Annotated in this window: 20 protein-coding genes; 10 read left to right on the top strand and 10 right to left on the bottom strand. The window is 73.1% G+C overall.

Translation table 11 applies throughout. From position 1 onward, the window contains the following. Positions 1-212: 212 nt before the first annotated feature. Together ACWD6N_RS35445 and ACWD6N_RS35440 are read right to left on the bottom strand one after the other, a co-directional pair. Positions 213-1049: an undecaprenyl-diphosphate phosphatase gene (locus tag ACWD6N_RS35445; protein WP_450006404.1), complete on the bottom strand. Its 837-nt coding sequence runs from the start codon at positions 1047-1049 to the stop codon at positions 213-215. Continuing rightward, a complete protein-coding gene (locus ACWD6N_RS35440; RefSeq protein ID WP_450006402.1) occupies positions 1046-2098 on the bottom strand; it encodes an LLM class F420-dependent oxidoreductase in 1053 nt (350 codons plus the stop codon). Before ACWD6N_RS35440 ends, ACWD6N_RS35445 begins: the two co-directional genes overlap by 4 nt. Before the next feature lie 187 nt (positions 2099-2285). Between ACWD6N_RS35440 and ACWD6N_RS35435 the strand changes: the two genes are divergently transcribed. Further along, positions 2286-3257, top strand: coding sequence for an aldo/keto reductase (locus tag ACWD6N_RS35435; RefSeq protein ID WP_450006400.1), 972 nt, complete (start codon positions 2286-2288; stop codon positions 3255-3257). A gap of 33 nt (positions 3258-3290) precedes the next feature. Here the strand turns inward: ACWD6N_RS35435 and ACWD6N_RS35430 are convergent, their stop codons facing one another. From ACWD6N_RS35430 to ACWD6N_RS35420, 3 genes are read right to left on the bottom strand one after another with little or no spacing between them, the layout of a single operon-like run. Continuing rightward, a complete protein-coding gene (locus tag ACWD6N_RS35430) occupies positions 3291-4208 on the bottom strand; it encodes a hypothetical protein (protein ID WP_450006398.1) in 918 nt (305 codons plus the stop codon). 20 nt (positions 4209-4228) lie between these two features. Beyond that, positions 4229-5290, bottom strand: a complete 1062-nt coding sequence (locus ACWD6N_RS35425) for a WXG100 family type VII secretion target (protein ID WP_450006396.1) — start codon at positions 5288-5290, stop codon at positions 4229-4231. Beyond that, on the bottom strand, positions 5287-5619 hold the full coding sequence (locus ACWD6N_RS35420) for a hypothetical protein (RefSeq protein WP_450006394.1): 333 nt from the start codon (positions 5617-5619) through the stop codon (positions 5287-5289). Before ACWD6N_RS35420 ends, ACWD6N_RS35425 begins: the two co-directional genes overlap by 4 nt. Positions 5620-5712: 93 nt before the next feature. Here ACWD6N_RS35420 and ACWD6N_RS35415 point away from each other — a divergent pair, with 93 nt between their 5' ends. The 3 genes from ACWD6N_RS35415 to ACWD6N_RS35405 all read left to right on the top strand — a co-directional run bounded on the left by ACWD6N_RS35415 (position 5713) and on the right by ACWD6N_RS35405 (position 7196). Next, complete coding sequence (locus ACWD6N_RS35415) at positions 5713-6132, top strand: YbaB/EbfC family nucleoid-associated protein (RefSeq protein WP_450006392.1); 420 nt, start codon at positions 5713-5715, stop codon at positions 6130-6132. After that, positions 6129-6893, top strand: a complete 765-nt coding sequence (locus ACWD6N_RS35410; protein ID WP_450006390.1) for an SseB family protein — start codon at positions 6129-6131, stop codon at positions 6891-6893. The genes ACWD6N_RS35415 and ACWD6N_RS35410 overlap by 4 nt, the downstream gene beginning before the upstream one ends. Positions 6894-7004: 111 nt before the next feature. After that, on the top strand, positions 7005-7196 hold the full coding sequence (locus tag ACWD6N_RS35405; RefSeq protein WP_089021145.1) for a DUF5703 family protein: 192 nt from the start codon (positions 7005-7007) through the stop codon (positions 7194-7196). Between the two features lie 71 nt (positions 7197-7267). On the opposite strand, the gene ACWD6N_RS35400 is transcribed toward ACWD6N_RS35405, so the two are convergent. Beyond that, complete coding sequence (locus ACWD6N_RS35400; protein WP_450006406.1) at positions 7268-7936, bottom strand: hypothetical protein; 669 nt, start codon at positions 7934-7936, stop codon at positions 7268-7270. Positions 7937-7994: 58 nt separating this feature from the next. Further along, positions 7995-9323: a M20/M25/M40 family metallo-hydrolase gene (locus ACWD6N_RS35395; protein ID WP_450006388.1), complete on the bottom strand. Its 1329-nt coding sequence runs from the start codon at positions 9321-9323 to the stop codon at positions 7995-7997. A gap of 174 nt (positions 9324-9497) precedes the next feature. Here ACWD6N_RS35395 and ACWD6N_RS35390 point away from each other — a divergent pair, with 174 nt between their 5' ends. From ACWD6N_RS35390 to ACWD6N_RS35380, 3 genes are all read left to right on the top strand, one after another. Then, on the top strand, positions 9498-10100 hold the full coding sequence (locus tag ACWD6N_RS35390; protein WP_450006386.1) for a hemerythrin domain-containing protein: 603 nt from the start codon (positions 9498-9500) through the stop codon (positions 10098-10100). An 86-nt stretch (positions 10101-10186) separates the two neighbouring features. After that, entirely contained in the window at positions 10187-11158 is a 972-nt protein-coding gene (locus tag ACWD6N_RS35385; protein WP_387328028.1) for a LysR family transcriptional regulator, read from the top strand. Positions 11159-11186: 28 nt separating this feature from the next. Continuing rightward, the gene (locus ACWD6N_RS35380) at positions 11187-11429 is read left to right on the top strand and encodes a hypothetical protein (protein WP_387328053.1); all 243 of its coding nucleotides are present in this window, start codon (positions 11187-11189) and stop codon (positions 11427-11429) included. A gap of 59 nt (positions 11430-11488) precedes the next feature. Here ACWD6N_RS35380 and ACWD6N_RS35375 read toward each other — a convergent pair whose 3' ends face one another. The 3 genes from ACWD6N_RS35375 to ACWD6N_RS35365 are packed head-to-tail and all read right to left on the bottom strand — an operon-like array spanning position 11489 to position 14603. Beyond that, the gene (locus ACWD6N_RS35375) at positions 11489-11839 is read right to left on the bottom strand and encodes a DUF3140 domain-containing protein (RefSeq protein WP_450006384.1); all 351 of its coding nucleotides are present in this window, start codon (positions 11837-11839) and stop codon (positions 11489-11491) included. Beyond that, positions 11839-12051: a hypothetical protein gene (locus ACWD6N_RS35370; protein ID WP_354967689.1), complete on the bottom strand. Its 213-nt coding sequence runs from the start codon at positions 12049-12051 to the stop codon at positions 11839-11841. The genes ACWD6N_RS35375 and ACWD6N_RS35370 overlap by 1 nt, the downstream gene beginning before the upstream one ends. Next, positions 12048-14603, bottom strand: coding sequence for an ATP-dependent Clp protease ATP-binding subunit (locus tag ACWD6N_RS35365; RefSeq protein WP_450006382.1), 2556 nt, complete (start codon positions 14601-14603; stop codon positions 12048-12050). Before ACWD6N_RS35365 ends, ACWD6N_RS35370 begins: the two co-directional genes overlap by 4 nt. Before the next feature lie 140 nt (positions 14604-14743). Between ACWD6N_RS35365 and ACWD6N_RS35360 the strand changes: the two genes are divergently transcribed. The 3 genes from ACWD6N_RS35360 to ACWD6N_RS35350 all read left to right on the top strand — a co-directional run. Further along, the gene (locus tag ACWD6N_RS35360; RefSeq protein ID WP_354967687.1) at positions 14744-15136 is read left to right on the top strand and encodes a PIN domain-containing protein; all 393 of its coding nucleotides are present in this window, start codon (positions 14744-14746) and stop codon (positions 15134-15136) included. Between the two features lie 152 nt (positions 15137-15288). Continuing rightward, on the top strand, positions 15289-15549 hold the full coding sequence (locus ACWD6N_RS35355) for a hypothetical protein (RefSeq protein WP_030504016.1): 261 nt from the start codon (positions 15289-15291) through the stop codon (positions 15547-15549). Between the two features lie 6 nt (positions 15550-15555). Then, positions 15556-16446 (top strand): hypothetical protein (locus ACWD6N_RS35350; RefSeq protein ID WP_450006380.1); only part of this gene is annotated, 891 nt, incomplete at its 3' end.

Genomic DNA, 16446 nt, shown 5'->3' with positions numbered 1-16446 from the left:
ATCGCCCTCGCGGAATACCGTTCGGCTGGAACCGCGTCGCGCCACTCGCCGAGAGGCGACCTGCACACCGACACCAACGCCGCCCCCAGCCCACCAGCCGGGGGCGGCGCTGTCTTTCCACCGACGGAGTCCTGGACTGCGGGTGGGGCGTACGCGGACGGCCCCCGCCTCGCCCGGAGGGCGGTGGTGGGGGCCGTCGACGGATCGGTCGGTCAGGTGGCGCTGATCGTGCCGGTCAGCAGCAGGGCGAGGACCAGGGTGCCCAACGCGACCCGGTACAGCACGAAGACGTACAGGGTGTGGTGGGCGACGTAGCGGAGCAGCCAGGCGATGGCCGCGTACCCGATGCCGAAGGCGATCACGGTGGCCACGATCATCTGGGCGACGGTGGGTGCGGACGTGCCCGGGGCGGACGGTTCGAAGACGTCCCCGAGGCTGAACACGCCGGACATGACCACCGCCGGGATGGCCAGCAGGAACGAGTACCGCGCCGCCGCCTCCCGGGTCAGGTTGAGCAGCAGCCCGGCGGTGAGCGTGCCCCCGGAGCGGGACACCCCCGGGATCAGCGCCATGGCCTGGGCGAAGCCCATCACCACGCCGTCCTTCATGCGGAAGTTCTCCAGGGTGCGGGTCTGCCGCCCCCAGTACTCGGCGAACGCCAGCACGAACGCGAAGACGATCAGCGTGGTCGCGACGACCCACAGGTTTCGCCCGGCGGTCTTGATCTGGTCCTTGAACACGAAACCGAACAGCCCGATCGGGATCGAGCCGACGATGACGTACCAGCCCATCCGGTAGTCGAGGCTGGAACGGACCGACTTGTCCCTGATGCCGACCAGCCAGGTCCGGGTGATCCGCCAGATGTCCTTGGCGAAGTAGATCAGCACGGCGGCCTCGGTGCCGAGCTGGGTGACCGCCGTGAACGACGCGCCCGCGTCGCGGTCAAAGAAGATCGCCGAGGTGATCCGTAGATGCCCCGACGAGCTGACCGGAAGGAACTCGGTCAATCCCTGGACGATGCCCAGGACGATGGCCTCGACCCAGGTCACTCGCCGACTCCTGAGAGGTCGAGCGCCTCGGCGACGGTACGGAGGGTCTGCACACCGCTGTCCCGGTCGGCCACGAACAGGGTCACCGACAGCGTGGTGACGCCCGCGGTGGCGTACTCCCGCATTCGCTCGGCGATGCGCTCCTTCGGGCCGAGCAGTGAGGTGCGGTCGATGAACTCCATCGGCACCGCGGCGGCCGCGTCACGCTGCCGCTTGGCCAGGTACAGGTCCTGCACCTCGCGGGCGGCGTCGCCGTAGCCCATCCGGGTGGCGAGCTGGTTGTAGAAGTTCTGCTGCCGGCTGCCCATCCCGCCGACGTAGAGCGCGGCGTACCAGCGCACCAGCTCGGCGCAGGAGGCCACGTCGTCGCCGACCACCACCGGCACCGAGGGCACCACGTCGAAGCCGGCCAGTTCCTTGCCGACCTTGGCCCGCCCGGCGCTGACCGCGGCGAGATGCTCGTCGGCGAACTCCGGGGCGTAGAACACGGCCAGCCAGCCGTCGGCGATCTCGCCGGCCAGCTCCAGGTTCTTCGGGCCGACCGCGGCCAGGTAGATCGGGATGTGCTCGCGGGGCGGGTGGAAGCCCAGCCGCAGCGCCTTGCCGGGGCCGTCCGGCAGCGGCAGTGTGTAGTGCTCGCCGTCGTACGCCACCTCCTTGCGGGCGATGGCCAGCTTGACGATGTCCACGAACTCGCGGGTCCGGGCCAGGGGCTTGGCGAAGCGCACCCCGTGCCAGCCCTCGGAGACCTGCGGGCCGGAGACGCCGAGGCCGAGCCGGAACCGGCCGCCGGAGAGCGCGTCGATGGTGGCGGCGGTCATCGCGGTGGCGGCCGGCGTACGGGCCGGGATCTGCATCACCGCGGCGCCCACGTCGATCCGTTCGGTCTGGCCGGCCATCCAGGCGAGCATGCTGGGCGAGTCGGAGCCGTAGGCCTCCGCGGCCCACACCACCGAGTAGCCGAGCCGGTCCGCTTCCTGGGCCAGCGCCAGGTGGTCTGCTGGCGTGCTCCACGCCGTCTGGTATCCGAGGCTGAGCCCGAGTCGCACTGGTCCTCCCCCATCCGTGGCACAGGTCGCATCAGGTTACGCAATGCCGATTACGGCCTCGATCACCGGCTCGCCACCAATGATCCCCCGTCCGTCGGGGTACCCGCCGTCGGCGGAACCGGCAGAACCGGCAGAGATGACGGGAGCGAGGATATCGGTGGCGGCGGGTTCGAAATAAGGTTCACCCATGCAACAGCGACCGCTCGGCCGAAGCGGGCTGGCGGTTTCCCGGCTCGCGCTCGGCACCATGACGTGGGGCCGGGACACCGACGCCGACGATGCGGCCGCCCAGCTGAAGAGTTACCTGGACGCGGGCGGCAACCTGATCGACACCGCCGACGTGTACGGCGACGGGGACGCCGAGTCGGTGATCGGCTCGCTGCTGGGCACCCTCGTTCCTCGCGACGATCTGCTGATCGCCACGAAGGCGGGGTTGCGCCCGGGCAGCGGCCGGCGCCGCGACGGCTCACGGGGGCACCTGCTGCGCACCCTGGACGCCTCCCTGCGTCGGCTCGGCACCGACCACGTGGACCTGTTCCAGGTGCACGGGTACGACCCGGACACCCCGCTGGAGGAGACCCTGGCCGCGCTGGACCACGCGGTGGCCAGCGGAAAAGTCCGCTATGTCGGAGTGTCGAACTTCTCCGGCTGGCAGACCGCGCGGGCCGCCGCCTGGCAGACCGCCTGGCCGGGCCGGGCGCCGGTGGTCGCCGCCCAGGTGGAGTACTCGCTGCTGGAGCGGGGCGTGGAGCGGGAGGTGCTGCCCGCCTGCGAGGCGCTCGGCCTCGGCGTGCTGCCGTGGTCGCCGCTGGGCCGGGGGGTGCTCACCGGCAAGTACCGCCATGGCCGTCCAGCGGACTCCCGGGCCGCCTCGCCGCACTTCGAGCGGTTCGTCGCCACGTACCTGGAGCCGCGTTGCTCCAGTATCGTGGAGGCGGTGGCGACCGCGGCCGGCGGGCTGGGTGTGTCGCCGATGGAGGTGGCGCTGGCCTGGATCCGGGACCGGCCCGGGGTGACCGCGCCGATCCTCGGCGCCCGCACGGTCGGGCAGCTGCTCGGTGCGCTCCAGGTCGAGCGGATCACGCTGCCCGAGGAGATCACCACCGCCCTGGACGACGTCTCCGCCGTGCCGGTGGGCTACCCGGAGCGGGACGGCTAGCAGTTCCGGCCACACGCCCAGGGCGGGTCCGCCTCAGATCGCCGGCCGCTGGCCGGGGATGTCCCGGACGGCTGCGAGGAATCGTGCCTGGTCATCCCGGGTCGCCGGGTTGACGATCCGGATCCAGGAACCGTCGTCGAACCCGATGGTGGACGGGAACTGCATCAGTCGCGCGGCGCTGTGGTCGCAGTCGACGCGGGTCACCCGGTGCCGCTCCACGCTCCACAGCACCCGGGGCTGACGGCGGTCCGGCTGGCCCTCGTCCGGGCGGCGGCCCATCCGCAGCAGGTGCAGGTGCGTGTCGGTCACCACCAGCGGCGTGCCGGTGTAGCGCTCCAGGAAGAGCAGCAGGCTGCCGGCGAGGCTGGCCAGCTCACCGCTGAAGACGTACCGGCGCCGGTAGGCGATCTCGGCGAGCTGGTCGGCCAGCGGGCGGTACTGGCTGAGCCGGAACAGCGCCCGGAAGGCCTCCTGCTCGGGCGTCAACGGCAGCGGTTGCCGGGGCTCGGCGCCCTGGCGCGGCGCCGGCAGGCCGGCGTCCGGGTCGGCCGCGTCCGCGACGCCGCCGGCGAGCGCGGCGGCCTTGCCGGGGAGCAGCAGGACACCCGCGGCGATCCGCAACGGTGTCAGCACGGCATCCACCCAGACCACCGGGTTGACGATGTTGAGCAGCCCGAACAGCGCCCGGGGCTCCAACGACTCGGCCACGGCCTCGGACATCGTGTCGGCGAACTGGCTGCCCGTCCGGTGCATCTCGTCTGCCCGGACAGGCGCCAGCCCAACGTAGCGGACCTCCTGGTCGGGCAGCAGCGGTGCGACCAGGGCGCGTTCCGGCTCGTCGCTGGTGCGGAACTCGTCGCGCAGCTCGCGGGCTTTGTCCCGGGCCGCCCGCGCACCGCCGAGCACCGCGTCGGTCAACCGACCGAGCCGGCCCCGCTCCCCTGACGTCACGCCTTACCTCCTCGACCGGCCTAACGGCCCGCCGGCTGGTTCGCGGGCGGCTGCCCGAAGACATTCTGGTCGATCCAGTCGGCACCGCCCTGCACCGCCTGGTCGATCTGGTCGCTGACCTGCTCGCTGCCGGGAATGGAGAGGCCGCTGGTGAGGGCGACGGACCCCCAGGTGACGCCGTGCACGATGGAGTTCGGCACGTTCCACGGCAGGTTGGTCGCCCAGTCCCGGGCGATCACCCGGGCGCCGTCGGCGACGCCGTGCGCCCGCAGCGCGGCGGCCCTTTCCAGGGCGCCCATGTCGAACGGTGAACCCGACTTGCCCAGCTTGTAGGTGCCCTTCGCCGGGTCGAGGACCTTGTGGTGCCACTTGTCGGCCTTGCCGGCGGCGCGCCGCTTGTCGGCGTACTTCTGGCCGGTGCGCAGCTTCTTCTGCATGTCGACGAGCTTGTCGAGGTGGTTGCGCAGCTTGCGCAGGTACAGCATGACCCGCTGGAGCAGGCGGATGACCTTCTGCAGGTGCGCCGCCAGCGGCCTGATGATCTTCAGCATGCGGGTGAGCACGATCAGGCCCCTGGTCACGGCGACCCCCATGCCCGCCACCCAGGACGCCCCGGCGGTGAACGGCGCCATCAGCAACGCCGTCACCAGCGTCACCAGCAGGAAGTTCACGAACTCGACGCAAAGGTCGACGAGCACGTCGTGCACGGTCTGCAGACCGTCGGCGACGCTGCGCAGATACTCCGCGGTGGCGGCGAACTGCTCGGCGACGTCGAGCAGTTGCTGTTCCACCTCGGCCAGCCGCTGGCCGTACGCCTCACCGGCGGGCGAGCGCCACCCGGGCTGCGCGGCCTCGCGGTCGCCGCGGTGCACCTGCGCGAGGTCGCGCACCTGCCCGGCCAGCGCGTCCCACTCGGCGGCCTTCGCGCGCAGCACGGCGGGCTCGCCGTCGACCATGTCGACGAGCTGGATCAGTGGCCAGGCGAGAGTGCGGCAGACGCTGTCGACCGCGGCCTCCACGCCGGAGAGTGCGTTGTCGAGGCCGTTCCACAGCTGGACGGCGCTGCCTGCCGGCCCGCTCATCCGGGCAGCCCCGCCTGGATGGCCTTGAACCCGCCGTCGAGGTCCTGCTCGTTGCGCTCGTACGTCTCGACCGTGTCGGCCAGCGCGCTGGCGACCCGGCCGAACGCGGCGTTGGCCGCGCCGAACAGCTCCACGCCACCGGCGACCTGCTCGGCGTACTTGCCGCGGAGCAGGTCGCTGGCGAACGGCAGATGACCGAAGGCGTCCGACGGCACGTCACCGGCCGAGACGATCTGACTCTCCAGCGCCGCCAGCGAGCTGGCGACCCGCTTGGCGGCTGTCTCCAGTCGACGGACCGCCTGCACGTCGACCTCGATGTCCGGCGCCATGCCGTTCCTCCCCCGTGTGTTCAGCGCACCGACGATACGATTCCCCGACCGTCGGGCACCACCCCGGTGCACGGTCCACGGGGGAGGAATCTCATGACTGACCCGATGTCCGCGTTCGACGCGCTCGCCGGACGGATCGCCGACATCGAACGCCGGTTCGCGGGCCTGGGCGACGACCTGGCCGACCTGTCCGGCACCGCGAGCGACGAGAGTGGCCTGGTCTCCGCGACCGTCGACGCCACCGGCGTGCTCACCGGCCTCAACCTCGCGCCCGCCGCGCTGCGCGCGGGCACCGAGGGGTTGGCGGAGCTGGTGCTCGACGCGTACCAGCGGGCCCGCACGGCGGCCACCGAGCGGGTCGAGGAGCGCACCGAGGGGTTGGGCGTCGAGCTCGGCGCGGGCCTGACCGACCTGTTCGGCAAGCCCGGTGACTTCTCGGCACTGGGGCGCCTGGAGGAGACCATCGGCCGGCTCGGGCGGCTGGACGACCGCCTGCCGAGTTCACCGGCATGACCTCGCCGACCTGGCCGGAGATCGTCGTGCGACTACGGGACACCGTTGCCCGCTGCGACCGCGACACCGACCTGGAGCTCACCGCCGCGGCGCGGGGGATCCGGCTGCTGGTACGCCGCGACGTGGTTCGGGCGCTCTGCCCCGGCTACGACGAGGCACGCCTGGCCGCGCTCGGCTGGCGCCGCCCGACCGGCGACGCGCACTGGTGGTACGAGTCGCCGCGCACCCCGGAGCAGTTGGACCGGCTCAGCATGGTGGTGACCCGTACGGCCGCCGAGGTGCTGACCGACGCCCCGGGCGCGCTCTCCTGCCGACCCGTGCCACCGGCCACCCGCCCCACCTCGGAGGTGCGGCCGGTCACCCCCGGGCCGGCGCCGACCGAGGCGGCGGAGCCGGGGGTGGTGGCGCTGCTCGCCGCGGCCGTCGACCGACGCGACCTGCCCGGCTACCTCGGCGTGCTGGCCGGCGCCATGGTGTGCGTGCCGCTGGCCGGGGAACCGGCGGCGGACGGCGACTTCCCGTGGACGGTGGTCGGCGATGCGACGGGCGCGCCCCTGCTGCCGGTCTTCACCTCCTCGCAGGCCCTTGCCGCGTTCGCCGGGGACGGCGTGCCGTTCGTCGCGCTGCCCTGCGCCGAGCTGCTCGAGGACTGGCCGGACGAGTCGTGGGGGCTGGCGGTGGACGTGGGCAGTGCCCGGGCGGTCACCCTGGCCGCGCCAGCGCTGGCCGTCCTGCTTACGGCGAACGCCTCGGCCGGGTAGCGGCAGGGATCAGGCGGCGGCGCCCAGGGCGGCACGAACCACGCACGGCAGCGGCCTTGGTCACCCCGCCGGGGGTGGCGAACGGCCGCTGGGCTGGGCAGCATGGGTGGCATGGACTACGAATACGCGCCGCTGCGGTTGCCGCCGAACGTCGACCGGTTGACCGCCGCGGCGCAGTTGGCGATCCAGGCGGAGTTCTCCGGATGGGAGTTGGCCCGGGTGCGGCTGTTCCGGGACGGCACCCGGCAGGTGGTGCTACGTCGGCGACGGGCCAACCAGCCGCAGCCGGGCCTGTCGTACTGACGCCCGGTCGGGCCGGGGGCGCGACGCCCGGGGTCCGGCCGTGATCGGTCGGGCCCCGGGCGTGTCACGGCCTAGTGCTGATGGCCGGCGTGGTCGTGGTCGTGGTCGTCGTCGAGCTCCAGGAACGGGTGCTCGTCGAGGCGGCCGACCAGCCGGTCGTCGGCCGCCGGCTGGAACGGGCCGACCGCGTCGTCGTCGTCGAACGACTCCAGGTCGACCGGGGTGCCCACCTCGCTGACCATGACCACCCCGTCGAGCGGCTCCAGCTCGGGGACGTCCAGCGCGCCGAGCGAGCCGTCGCCGCTCTGCAGCAGCTCCAGCACCGCCTCACCGACACCCTCCACCGGCGCCGGCTCGTCGTCCTCCGGGGTGCCCTCGCGGCGGGCCGCCTCGGCCACCCGCAGCAGCGCGGAGATGCTCGGCACCCGGTAGTCGCGGCGCTGGCGTACCGAGATCACCCGGGGGTGCGGGTCGCTGGCCTCGCCTGCCTCGGCGCCGCCGAAGCGCTCGTCGGCCTCGTCCGGGTCGATCGAGTCGACGTCCCACGGCGTCACCTCGCCGAAGGCGTCGAGCAGCCGCTCGTCGTACGCGTAGGACGCGTTGTTCAAAGCCACGTACGCCTGCCAGACGTCGTCGTCGTCGACGCGGCCCTCTGCGGCACGTACGGCGGCCAGGTGGTGGCGGGCCGCTTCGATCACCCGCTCGAGAGCGGCGTCCAGCTCACCATGCTGGTCGGTCATGTGGGGCAGTCCCTTCACGATGGGGAGGGTCCGAGCCGGGTGCGGCTACCGGACACGGCTAGCAGGTGCGGAGGAACCGGTCGAGTACCCGCACGCCGAACTGTAGTCCGTCGACCGGAACGCGCTCGTCGATGCCGTGGAACAACGCGGAGAAGTTCAGGTCGGCGGGCAGCCGCAGCGGGGCGAACCCGAAGCAGCGGATGCCGAGCTGCGAGAACGCCTTGGCGTCGGTGCCGCCGGAGAGCATGTACGGCACCGGCCGCGCGCCCGGGTCCTCGGCGCGCAGCGCCGCCGACATGGCCTCGACCAGGTCACCGTCGAAGGTGGTCTCCAACGCCGGCTGCCGCTGCACGTACTCGATCGCGATGTCCGGGCCGACCAGCTCGCGCAGTTGGCGCTCCAGCAGCTCGGACTGGCCGGGCAGGCTGCGGCAGTCGATGGTGGCGGTGGCCCGGCCGGGGATCACGTTGTCCTTGTAACCGGCGGCCAAGCGGGTCGGGTTCGCCGTGTTGCGGATGGTCGCGCCGATGATGTTGGCGATCGGGCCGAGCTTGGCGATGGCCGTCTCCGGGTCCTCCGGGTCCAGCTCGATGCCGAGCAGGTCGGAGACCTCCTCGAGGAAGGCCCGCACGGTGTCGGTGACCACCACCGGGAAACGGTGCCGACCGATCCGGGCCACCGCCTCGGCGAGCGCGGTGACCGCGTTGTCGTCGTGCACCATCGAGCCGTGCCCGGGACGCCCCTTGGCGTGCAGCCGCAGCCAGTCGATGCCCTTCTCCGCGGTCTCGATGAGGTAGAGCCGCTGGCTGTCGTTCACCGAGTACGAGAAACCACCGACCTCACCGATCGCCTCGGTGCAGCCGTCGAAGAGCTCTCGGTGGTTGTCCACCAGGTAACGCGCGCCGTAGTCGCTGCCCGCCTCCTCGTCGGCGGTGTACGCCAGCACGATGTCGCGCGGGGGGCGTACGCCGGTGCGCTGCCAGTGCCGCGCCACGGCCAGCACCATGGCGTCGAAGTCCTTCATGTCGATGGCGCCCCGACCCCACAGGTAGCCGTCGCGCAGTTCGCCGGAGAAGGGGTGCACCGACCACTCGTCGGCGTCGGCGGGCACCACGTCCAGGTGGCCGTGCACCAGCAGCGCACCCCGGCTCGGGTCGGTGCCGGGGATCCGGGACACCACGTTCGCCCGGCCGGGCGCGGACTCGTGCAGCACGGACTCCAGGCCTACCTCGGCGAGCTTCTCCGCCACGTATTCGGCCGCACGGCGCTCACCGACGCTGGTGTCGTTGTCCCCCGTGTTGGTGGTGTCGATACGCAGCAGGTCGCGGCAGAGGTCCACGACCTCTGCGGTGGGTTCCGGTCGGGCGGGGGCGGCATCGCTCGTCATCGCCTCTTCATACCAGCCCGAGCTGGCCGGCGGGCCGGCGCACCGGCCGAGGTGGGCCGGGCATTCAGGGCGGCGGATACGGGAGACGGTTTCGCCGGGCCCGCCTTCGGGTACCGCCGCCCACGACCGCACGTCCCCTGCCGGAGCTTCCGCCCGCCAGTCGAGGAGGGCACCATGTCCGCCGTTTCCCTGCCGCCGCTGCCGCCCACGCCCGAGGAGGGCTACCGGCCCGGCGGACGCAGCATCGCCGACATCGTGGACCAGGAGCACCGGCAACTGCTGGCGCTGCTGGACCAGTTGACCGACACGGACGCCGCGCCGCAGGACGGGCTCGCGGTGCTCACCGCCGCGTTGTCGCGGCACCTCTCCGCGGAGGAGCAGTACCTGCTGCCGGCGGTGCGCGCCGCGCTACCGGACGCGGCCGAGCGGGTGGACGCCGAGATCAACGCCGACGCCGCGCTGCTGGGCGCCCTCAAGGCGCTGAGCGACGAGACGCTGACCGAGGTCGCCGAGCGGGTTCGCCGACACGTGCACGGGGTCGGCGCGCTCGTCGCGGAGCTGCGCGCGGTGGCCACCGCGGAGGAGCTGATCCGGCTGGGCAACCGGCTGGAGATCGCCGAGGAGGCGGCGCCGACCCGACCGCACCCGGGCACCCCGGCCACGCCGCCGTGGAACCGGATCGTCGAGCCGGCGGTGGGAGTGGTGGACAAGGTACGCGACGCGGTGACCGGCCGGCCGACGTACATGGCGGACCTGCCGGAGCCACCGCGCGGCTGAGGAGCGGCGACACCCACCGATGCATTCAGCCTCACCGATCCGTCCGGACCCTTCCGCCGACTGCGGCGTAGTCCTACCGTCACGGTATGAACCTGGAGCTGCGACACCTACGGGTGGTCTGCGCGATCGCGGAGACGGGGAGCGTGACCAAGGCGGCGTCGGCGCTCGGCCTGGCCCAGCCGGCGCTCACCGCCCAGCTCCAGCGGATCGAGCGGACACTGGGCGGGCCGCTGTTCGACCGGGACCGCCGCGGCGCGCGGCCCACCGCGCTCGGTGAGCTGGTGCTGGCCCGGGCCCGGGTGCTGCTGCCGGCGATGAAGGGCCTGCAGGACGAGGCGGCCCGGCTGGCCGGCGGCGGGGAGGCGCCGCGCTGGTACCGGTTCGGCGGGGTGAACAGCCCGATCCTGGGGCGGTTGGTGCACCGGCTGGCCGCCGAGCAGCCGCCCGCGCAGATCACCACGTACGCGTCCTGGTCGGTGGACGAGTTGGCGCAGTTGGTGGCCGGCGGCCGGTTGGATTTCGCGCTCACCGGGGTGTGCGGTGACGCCGTCCCGTCGGCCGAGTTCGGGTTGAGCTGGCGGGAGGTGGCCGTCGACCCGGTGCTGGTGCTGCTGCCGGAGACCCATCCCCTCGCGGCGCGCGACGAGGTGCGGTTGGGCGACCTGCGCCACGAGCAGTGGGTGGCCGCGCCGGGCGACGGCTGCTTCGGCGACTGCTTCGCCGCCGCCTGCGCCCGCGCCGGCTTCACCCCCCGCAAGGTGTACGAGACCGACGTGCGGGGCTGCGTCGACCTGGTGGACGCCGGTGAGGCGGTGGCCCTGTGTCAGGCGACGTTCCGCCCGGTGGACGGGCTGGTCACCCGACGGCTGGCCGGGATACCGCTGCGCTGGCGGCTGCTGCTGGGCTGGCACCCGGACTCGCCCGCCGCCCAGGGGGCGGAGCTGGTGCTGGAGACGGCCAAGGCCGCGTACACCGACTCACTGGCCCCCCACCCCAGCTACCTGGCCTGGCTGCTGCGCAATCCCGGGTTCGGCGTCCAACAGCCCAGCCGGGTCTGATCCACCGTTGGTGGGGTATCTGGCGGACATGACCGACCTCTACCCGCCCACCGGCGACCGGGACCTGCTCCACCAGGCGGCCGCCGCGCACACCGCCGCCATCCGCGAGACGGAGGCGTTCCTGCGCCGGCTGCCGGACGTGCCCGACCCGGCCGACATCGCCGAGTACGCCAACCTGCTCAGCCGCGAGGAACGGAGCCGCGGCGAGCGGGACGCCGCCGCCGACGCGGTCGGGCTGACCATCGGCAGCCTGGAACCCGATCAGGCCTGACCAGGCTCGACGCGACGGTGCCGTCCCTGCCCGGGACGGCACCGTCGAGCGTGCACCGCTCAGCGTTCGACGAGGGGGTCGTGGCCTAGGTCGAGCAAGGAGTGCCGCCACTCGTCATCGGCGTTGCCTCGCGGCGGCTTGGCGTCCATCAGCTCGCGGATCCGGTCGACCGCGTCCTGCATCACCTCGATGTCCTCCGGGGTGAGGTCGACCTTGCGCTTGGCCAGCACCTTGAGGATCTCCCGGCCCGGCTGGGGCAGGTCGAGGTCCGGGTTTGGCCCGAACGACTCTTCGCCGGAACCACGGGTCAGCAGCCAGCTGCGCAACTGCGCAGACGGGACGTTGACCTCGGCGTGGAAGTCATCCCAGAGCACCTCCACCTCGGGGTCGATGCGAGTCTCGCGTACCATCAGGTCTCCTCTCCGGGCGGCGGCCCGGACGTCTCCGGGTCCCCCTCGTCGGTCTTCGGATGCAGGCCCTCCGGCGGCACCCGCGTCCTCCTGGGGTTCGCGGTGGGCGGCGCCAGGATCGGATGGGGATGGTCGTCCTCGTCCCGGGATTCCGCGGCCTCCGCGGGCTCGTGCGGTTCCTTGGGTTCCGGCCGTCGCGCGGCCCCGCTCATCGCGGGTGTGTGGTCGTGGCAGCGGTGTACCCCCGCTCACCCGCGGTCACGTCGAAGGTGAGCGCGCCCTCGCGGGCGTCCACAGTGACCTTCTGCCCGGGTGAGATCGCCGACTCCAGCAGCATCCGGGACAGGTGGTTGTCCACCTCCCGCTGGATCACCCGGCGCAGTGGGCGGGCGCCGAATTCCGGCTGGTAGCCGTGCTCGGCGAGCCAGTCGACGCCGGCGGCGGTGAAGTCCACCTGGATGTCCTGGGCGTGCAGCCGGCGGCGGGTCTCCTCCAGCAGCAGCCCGGTGATCTGACGCAGCTGCTCGGCCTCCAGCCGGCGGAAGATGATGACCTCGTCGATCCGGTTGAGGAACTCCGGGCGGAAGTTCTCCTGCAGGCGGCGCATCAGCCGCTCGCGCAGCTCGTCGCTCTCCTGCTCGCTGCCCGGCGCGCCGGTGCCGAACCCGACGCTGCGCTGAGCGCCGGTGATCAGCTCGGAGCCGAGGTTGCTCGTCATGATCAGTACGGTGTTCTTGAAGTTCACCGTGCGGCCCTGGCTGTCGGTCAGCCGCCCGTCGTCCAGCACCTGGAGCAGGATGTTGAACACGTCCGGATGGGCCTTCTCGATCTCGTCGAGCAGCACCACCGCGTACGGGCGGCGGCGCACCGCCTCGGTGAGCTGGCCGGCCTCCTCGTAGCCGACGTACCCGGGCGGGGCGCCCACCAGCCGGCTGACCGTGTGTCGCTCCTGGAACTCGCTCATGTCCACCCGGACCATCCGGTCCGCCTCGCCGAACAAGGCCTCGGCCAGGGCGCGGGCCAGCTCGGTCTTGCCGACGCCGGTCGGGCCGAGGAACAGGAAGCTGCCCATCGGCCGCTCCGGGTCGGCCAGCCCGGCACGGGAGCGGCGCACCGCCTCGGCGACCGCCGTGACAGCGTCGTCCTGACCGACCACCTTCTGGTGCAGCTGACCCTCCAGGCGCAGCAGCCGGTCCCGTTCCTCCTCGGTAAGCTGGCTGACCGGGATGCCGGTGGCCCGGGAGACCACCTCGGCGATCTCCTGCGGACCCACCTCCGGCACCTGCGAGGAGGCGCCCTCGTCGCCGCTCGCGCGGCGCACCTGCTCCTCCAGCTCGGCGATCCGGTCGCGCAACGTGGACGCCCGCTCGTACTGCTCGTCGGCGACGGCCTGTTCCTTGTCCCTGCGTACGTCGTCGAGCTGCTGCTCCAGCTCCCGCACGTCGGAGGCGGGGGTGCGGGTGCGCAGCCGGACCCGGGCGCCGGCCTGGTCGATCAGGTCGATGGCCTTGTCCGGCAGGAACCGGTCGGTGACGTACCGGTCGGACAGCTCGGCGGCGGCGACCAGCGCCTCGTCGGTGAACCGCACCTGGTGGTGGGCCTCGTACCGGTCGCGGAGCCCGCGCAGGATGGCGATGGTGTCGTCGACGCTCGGCTCGGGCACCAGCACCGGCTGGAAGCGCCGGGCCAGCGCGGCATCCTTCTCGATGCTCTTTCGGTATTCGTCCAGCGTCGTCGCGCCGATCACCCGCAGCTCGCCGCGGGCCAGCGCCGGCTTGAGCATGTTGGACGCGTCCATGCCGCCCTCGCTGCCGGCGCCACCGGCCCCGACCAGGGTGTGGATCTCATCCATGAAGATGATCAGCTCGTCGCGGTGCGCCCGGATCTCGTCGATCACCTTCTTCAGCCGCTCCTCGAAGTCACCCCGGTATCGGGTGCCGGCGACCAGGCCGGCCAGGTCGAGCTGCACCACCCGCTTGCCGAGCAGGGTCTGCGGCACGTCCCCGTCGCAGATCCGCTCGGCCAGGCCCTCGACGATGGCGGTCTTACCGACGCCGGCCTCACCGATCAGGACCGGGTTGTTCTTGGTACGCCGGGACAGGATCTCCACGGCCTGCTCGATCTCGTCGGCGCGTCCGATCACCGGGTCGATCTGGTCGGCGCGGGCCAGGTCGGTGAGGTCCTGCCCGTACTTGTCCAGCGTGGGGGTGCCCCGGTCCGGCTTCGGCCCCGTCATCGGGCCGCGCTCGGCGTTGGCGGCCTGCAACGACTCCGGCTGGATCCGGCCGGCCGCCAGCATCCGCCCGGCCGGCGACTCCGGGTTGAGCGGCAGCGCCATCAGGATGTGCTCGGGGCCGATGTAGTTCGCGCCCATCGCCCGGGACAGCTGGTGGGCGTCGAGCAGCGCCCGCTTGGCCGCCGGCGTCAGCGACAGGTTGGGTGGCACCTCGCCGCGGGGCGCGCCGTCGCCCCGCCCGCCGAGCGCGTTGAGCAGGGTGTCCGGGTCGGCGCCGGCCCGACGTACCAGGTCACGCAGGGGTTCGCGTTGCAGCGCCGCCCAGAGCAGATGGTCGGTGTCCAGGTCGCTGCTCTGCCGTTGCGCGGCCCGCCGGGCCGCGTCGGCCAGCATCTCCCGCGCGTCGGCCGTCATCAGCCGGGTGATGTCGACCCGGTGCGCAGGTCGGCGTCCTCCCTCACCCCGGCCGAAGTACCGGGCCAGGAATTCGTCCCACGGGTCGGAGCCGAGGTCGCCGGGTCCCATCATGTCTGTCCTCCGCAGTTGGGTGCGGCACGGTCGCCAGGGGCTACCCGACGCGCGTGCCGACAAACGCCGCACGTGGCGGCGCACCGCCGTTGTGGGAGTGGCGTCGGGCGGGCGGCCGCCGAGGGTGGCAGGCTGACGGGATGGATGAGACCCCGCTGCTGATCGTGGACGGCGCCAACGTGGTGGGTTCGCGCCCGAACGGGTGGTGGCGGGACCGGGCCGGGGCCGCCGCCCGGCTGCGTGACTCGCTGGCGCCGGTGGCCTCCTCCGGCCTGCCGGACCGGCTGGCCGCCCCGGTGGAGGTGGTGCTGGTGGTCGAGGGGGCCGCGCGGGACGTGCCCGGCACCGACACGGTGCGGGTGGCCTCGGCGCCCGGCTCGGGTGACGACACCGTGGTCGACCTGGTCGAGGCTGCCCCGGGGCGCCGCCGGCTGGTGGTCACCGCCGACCGGGAGCTGCGCGACCGGGTCACCGCCCTAGGCGCCGAGGTGTACGGGCCACGCTGGCTACGCGACACGCCGGCGAACACCTGAGAAGCTCTCGCACTGGGACTCCCACAGAACGGACTCCCGGCGCATCCGGTCCGCAACGGGACGGGCGGGCAGGAACACCGACAGGGCGGATGTTCTCCCACGGACGCCGATAGGCTCTAATGGAACTCTCCCCGCCCCCAGGAGGTTCCGCCGTGGCGAGCGTCGCCGAGCTGAAGGCTGCCATCGATGTCGCCCTCCAACAGATCGGTGACGGGCAGACAGCCGTGCAGGCGGCCGGCGAGAAGCTGGCCGAGGCACAGCAGACCCTGGCCGGCGCGCTGGAGGGCAGCGGGCACGAGACGGTGGAGGCGGCCCAGGCCTCGCTGACACAGGCCAGCCAGGAGCTGGAGGAGTGTCTCGCCGCGACACTGGTCGCGGTGGAGCAGGCGCAGCTCTACGTCGCCACGCTGTAGGCCGCCATGTCCATCATCGAGGACGTCGGTGGGCAGGTCCGTGCCGCCAGCGAGGAGTTCCCGGTGGCCCTGCTCGGGCAGGCGCTGGAGAAGTTCGGCCTGGCCGCGGAGCGGCTGCGCTGGGTACGACAGGAGTCGGCCAACCCGATGGGCGTGCCCGAGCTGTCCGCCGCCACCGAGCATGCCGAGACCGCCGGTTACGCGCTGCGGGTGGCGCAGGAGCAGCTGTCGGCGTACCTGGCCGCGATCGGGCTGGCCGCGGACGGCGCGCCGCCGCCACGCCCGCAACAACGCGAACCCCGGCACGACGCGCCGCCGCCCGGCGGGCCCGCCACCGTCGCGCCGGAGCCGGCCGAGCAGGTCCGGCTGCGCCGCTGGTGGTCGGTGCGGGTGGCGGAGCTGACCGGTGGAGGCGAGGGCGGCGCCGACGAGCCCGACGAACGGCTGGACGACTCCCAGGAGCTGCTGCGCCGGGTGGTACGCGGGGTGCGCGCCGGCGACCGGGACCGGCTGCGCACCGAGCTGCGCCGCGCCCCGGCCGACGTGGGCCTGGGGATGGCGGCGCTGGCGCCGCCGCTGCTGCGCGAGCTGGCCGGCGAGCTGCTAGGCCACCCGCCCCGCGCCGCCGACCTCGGCCGGTTGCGCGGGGAGCTGGACGGACGCGTCCGCGACCTGCTGCCCGGGCTGCCGCCGCCGGTGCTGGAGACGCTGCTGACCCGGGTCTGCCGGATGCCGCCGCCGCGCGGTTCCGGCGAGCCGCCGCACGCCGCCGACTCCGCGGTGACGGCCGGCGTGGCGACCGGGCTGCTGCTCGCCCGGCTCGGTCGGGACCTGCCCACCGCCGCCGGCCCGCAGGCCGCGGCCGCCGGGCAGCCGGTCGGCGCGGGGCAACGCCCC

The organism is Micromonospora sp. NPDC005163 (assembly GCF_053599835.1).
The sequence above is the reverse complement of the archived record's forward strand: the minus strand, read 5'-3'. Positions and strand labels throughout refer to the sequence as shown.

What these genes read in the sequence shown, in the direction of transcription:
- ACWD6N_RS35435 (WP_450006400.1), top strand. Translation starts at nt 2,286, where the DNA reads ATGCAACAGCGACCGCTCGGCCGAAGCGGGCTGGCGGTTTCCCGGCTC.
- ACWD6N_RS35425 (WP_450006396.1), bottom strand. Translation starts at nt 5,290, where the DNA reads ATGAGCGGGCCGGCAGGCAGCGCCGTCCAGCTGTGGAACGGCCTCGAC.
- ACWD6N_RS35420 (WP_450006394.1), bottom strand. Translation starts at nt 5,619, where the DNA reads ATGGCGCCGGACATCGAGGTCGACGTGCAGGCGGTCCGTCGACTGGAG.
- ACWD6N_RS35415 (WP_450006392.1), top strand. Translation starts at nt 5,713, where the DNA reads ATGACTGACCCGATGTCCGCGTTCGACGCGCTCGCCGGACGGATCGCC.
- ACWD6N_RS35410 (WP_450006390.1), top strand. Translation starts at nt 6,129, where the DNA reads ATGACCTCGCCGACCTGGCCGGAGATCGTCGTGCGACTACGGGACACC.
- ACWD6N_RS35405 (WP_089021145.1), top strand. Translation starts at nt 7,005, where the DNA reads ATGGACTACGAATACGCGCCGCTGCGGTTGCCGCCGAACGTCGACCGG.
- ACWD6N_RS35400 (WP_450006406.1), bottom strand. Translation starts at nt 7,936, where the DNA reads ATGACCGACCAGCATGGTGAGCTGGACGCCGCTCTCGAGCGGGTGATC.
- ACWD6N_RS35395 (WP_450006388.1), bottom strand. Translation starts at nt 9,323, where the DNA reads ATGACGAGCGATGCCGCCCCCGCCCGACCGGAACCCACCGCAGAGGTC.
- ACWD6N_RS35390 (WP_450006386.1), top strand. Translation starts at nt 9,498, where the DNA reads ATGTCCGCCGTTTCCCTGCCGCCGCTGCCGCCCACGCCCGAGGAGGGC.
- ACWD6N_RS35385 (WP_387328028.1), top strand. Translation starts at nt 10,187, where the DNA reads ATGAACCTGGAGCTGCGACACCTACGGGTGGTCTGCGCGATCGCGGAG.
- ACWD6N_RS35380 (WP_387328053.1), top strand. Translation starts at nt 11,187, where the DNA reads ATGACCGACCTCTACCCGCCCACCGGCGACCGGGACCTGCTCCACCAG.
- ACWD6N_RS35375 (WP_450006384.1), bottom strand. Translation starts at nt 11,839, where the DNA reads ATGGTACGCGAGACTCGCATCGACCCCGAGGTGGAGGTGCTCTGGGAT.
- ACWD6N_RS35370 (WP_354967689.1), bottom strand. Translation starts at nt 12,051, where the DNA reads ATGAGCGGGGCCGCGCGACGGCCGGAACCCAAGGAACCGCACGAGCCC.
- ACWD6N_RS35365 (WP_450006382.1), bottom strand. Translation starts at nt 14,603, where the DNA reads ATGATGGGACCCGGCGACCTCGGCTCCGACCCGTGGGACGAATTCCTG.
- ACWD6N_RS35360 (WP_354967687.1), top strand. Translation starts at nt 14,744, where the DNA reads ATGGATGAGACCCCGCTGCTGATCGTGGACGGCGCCAACGTGGTGGGT.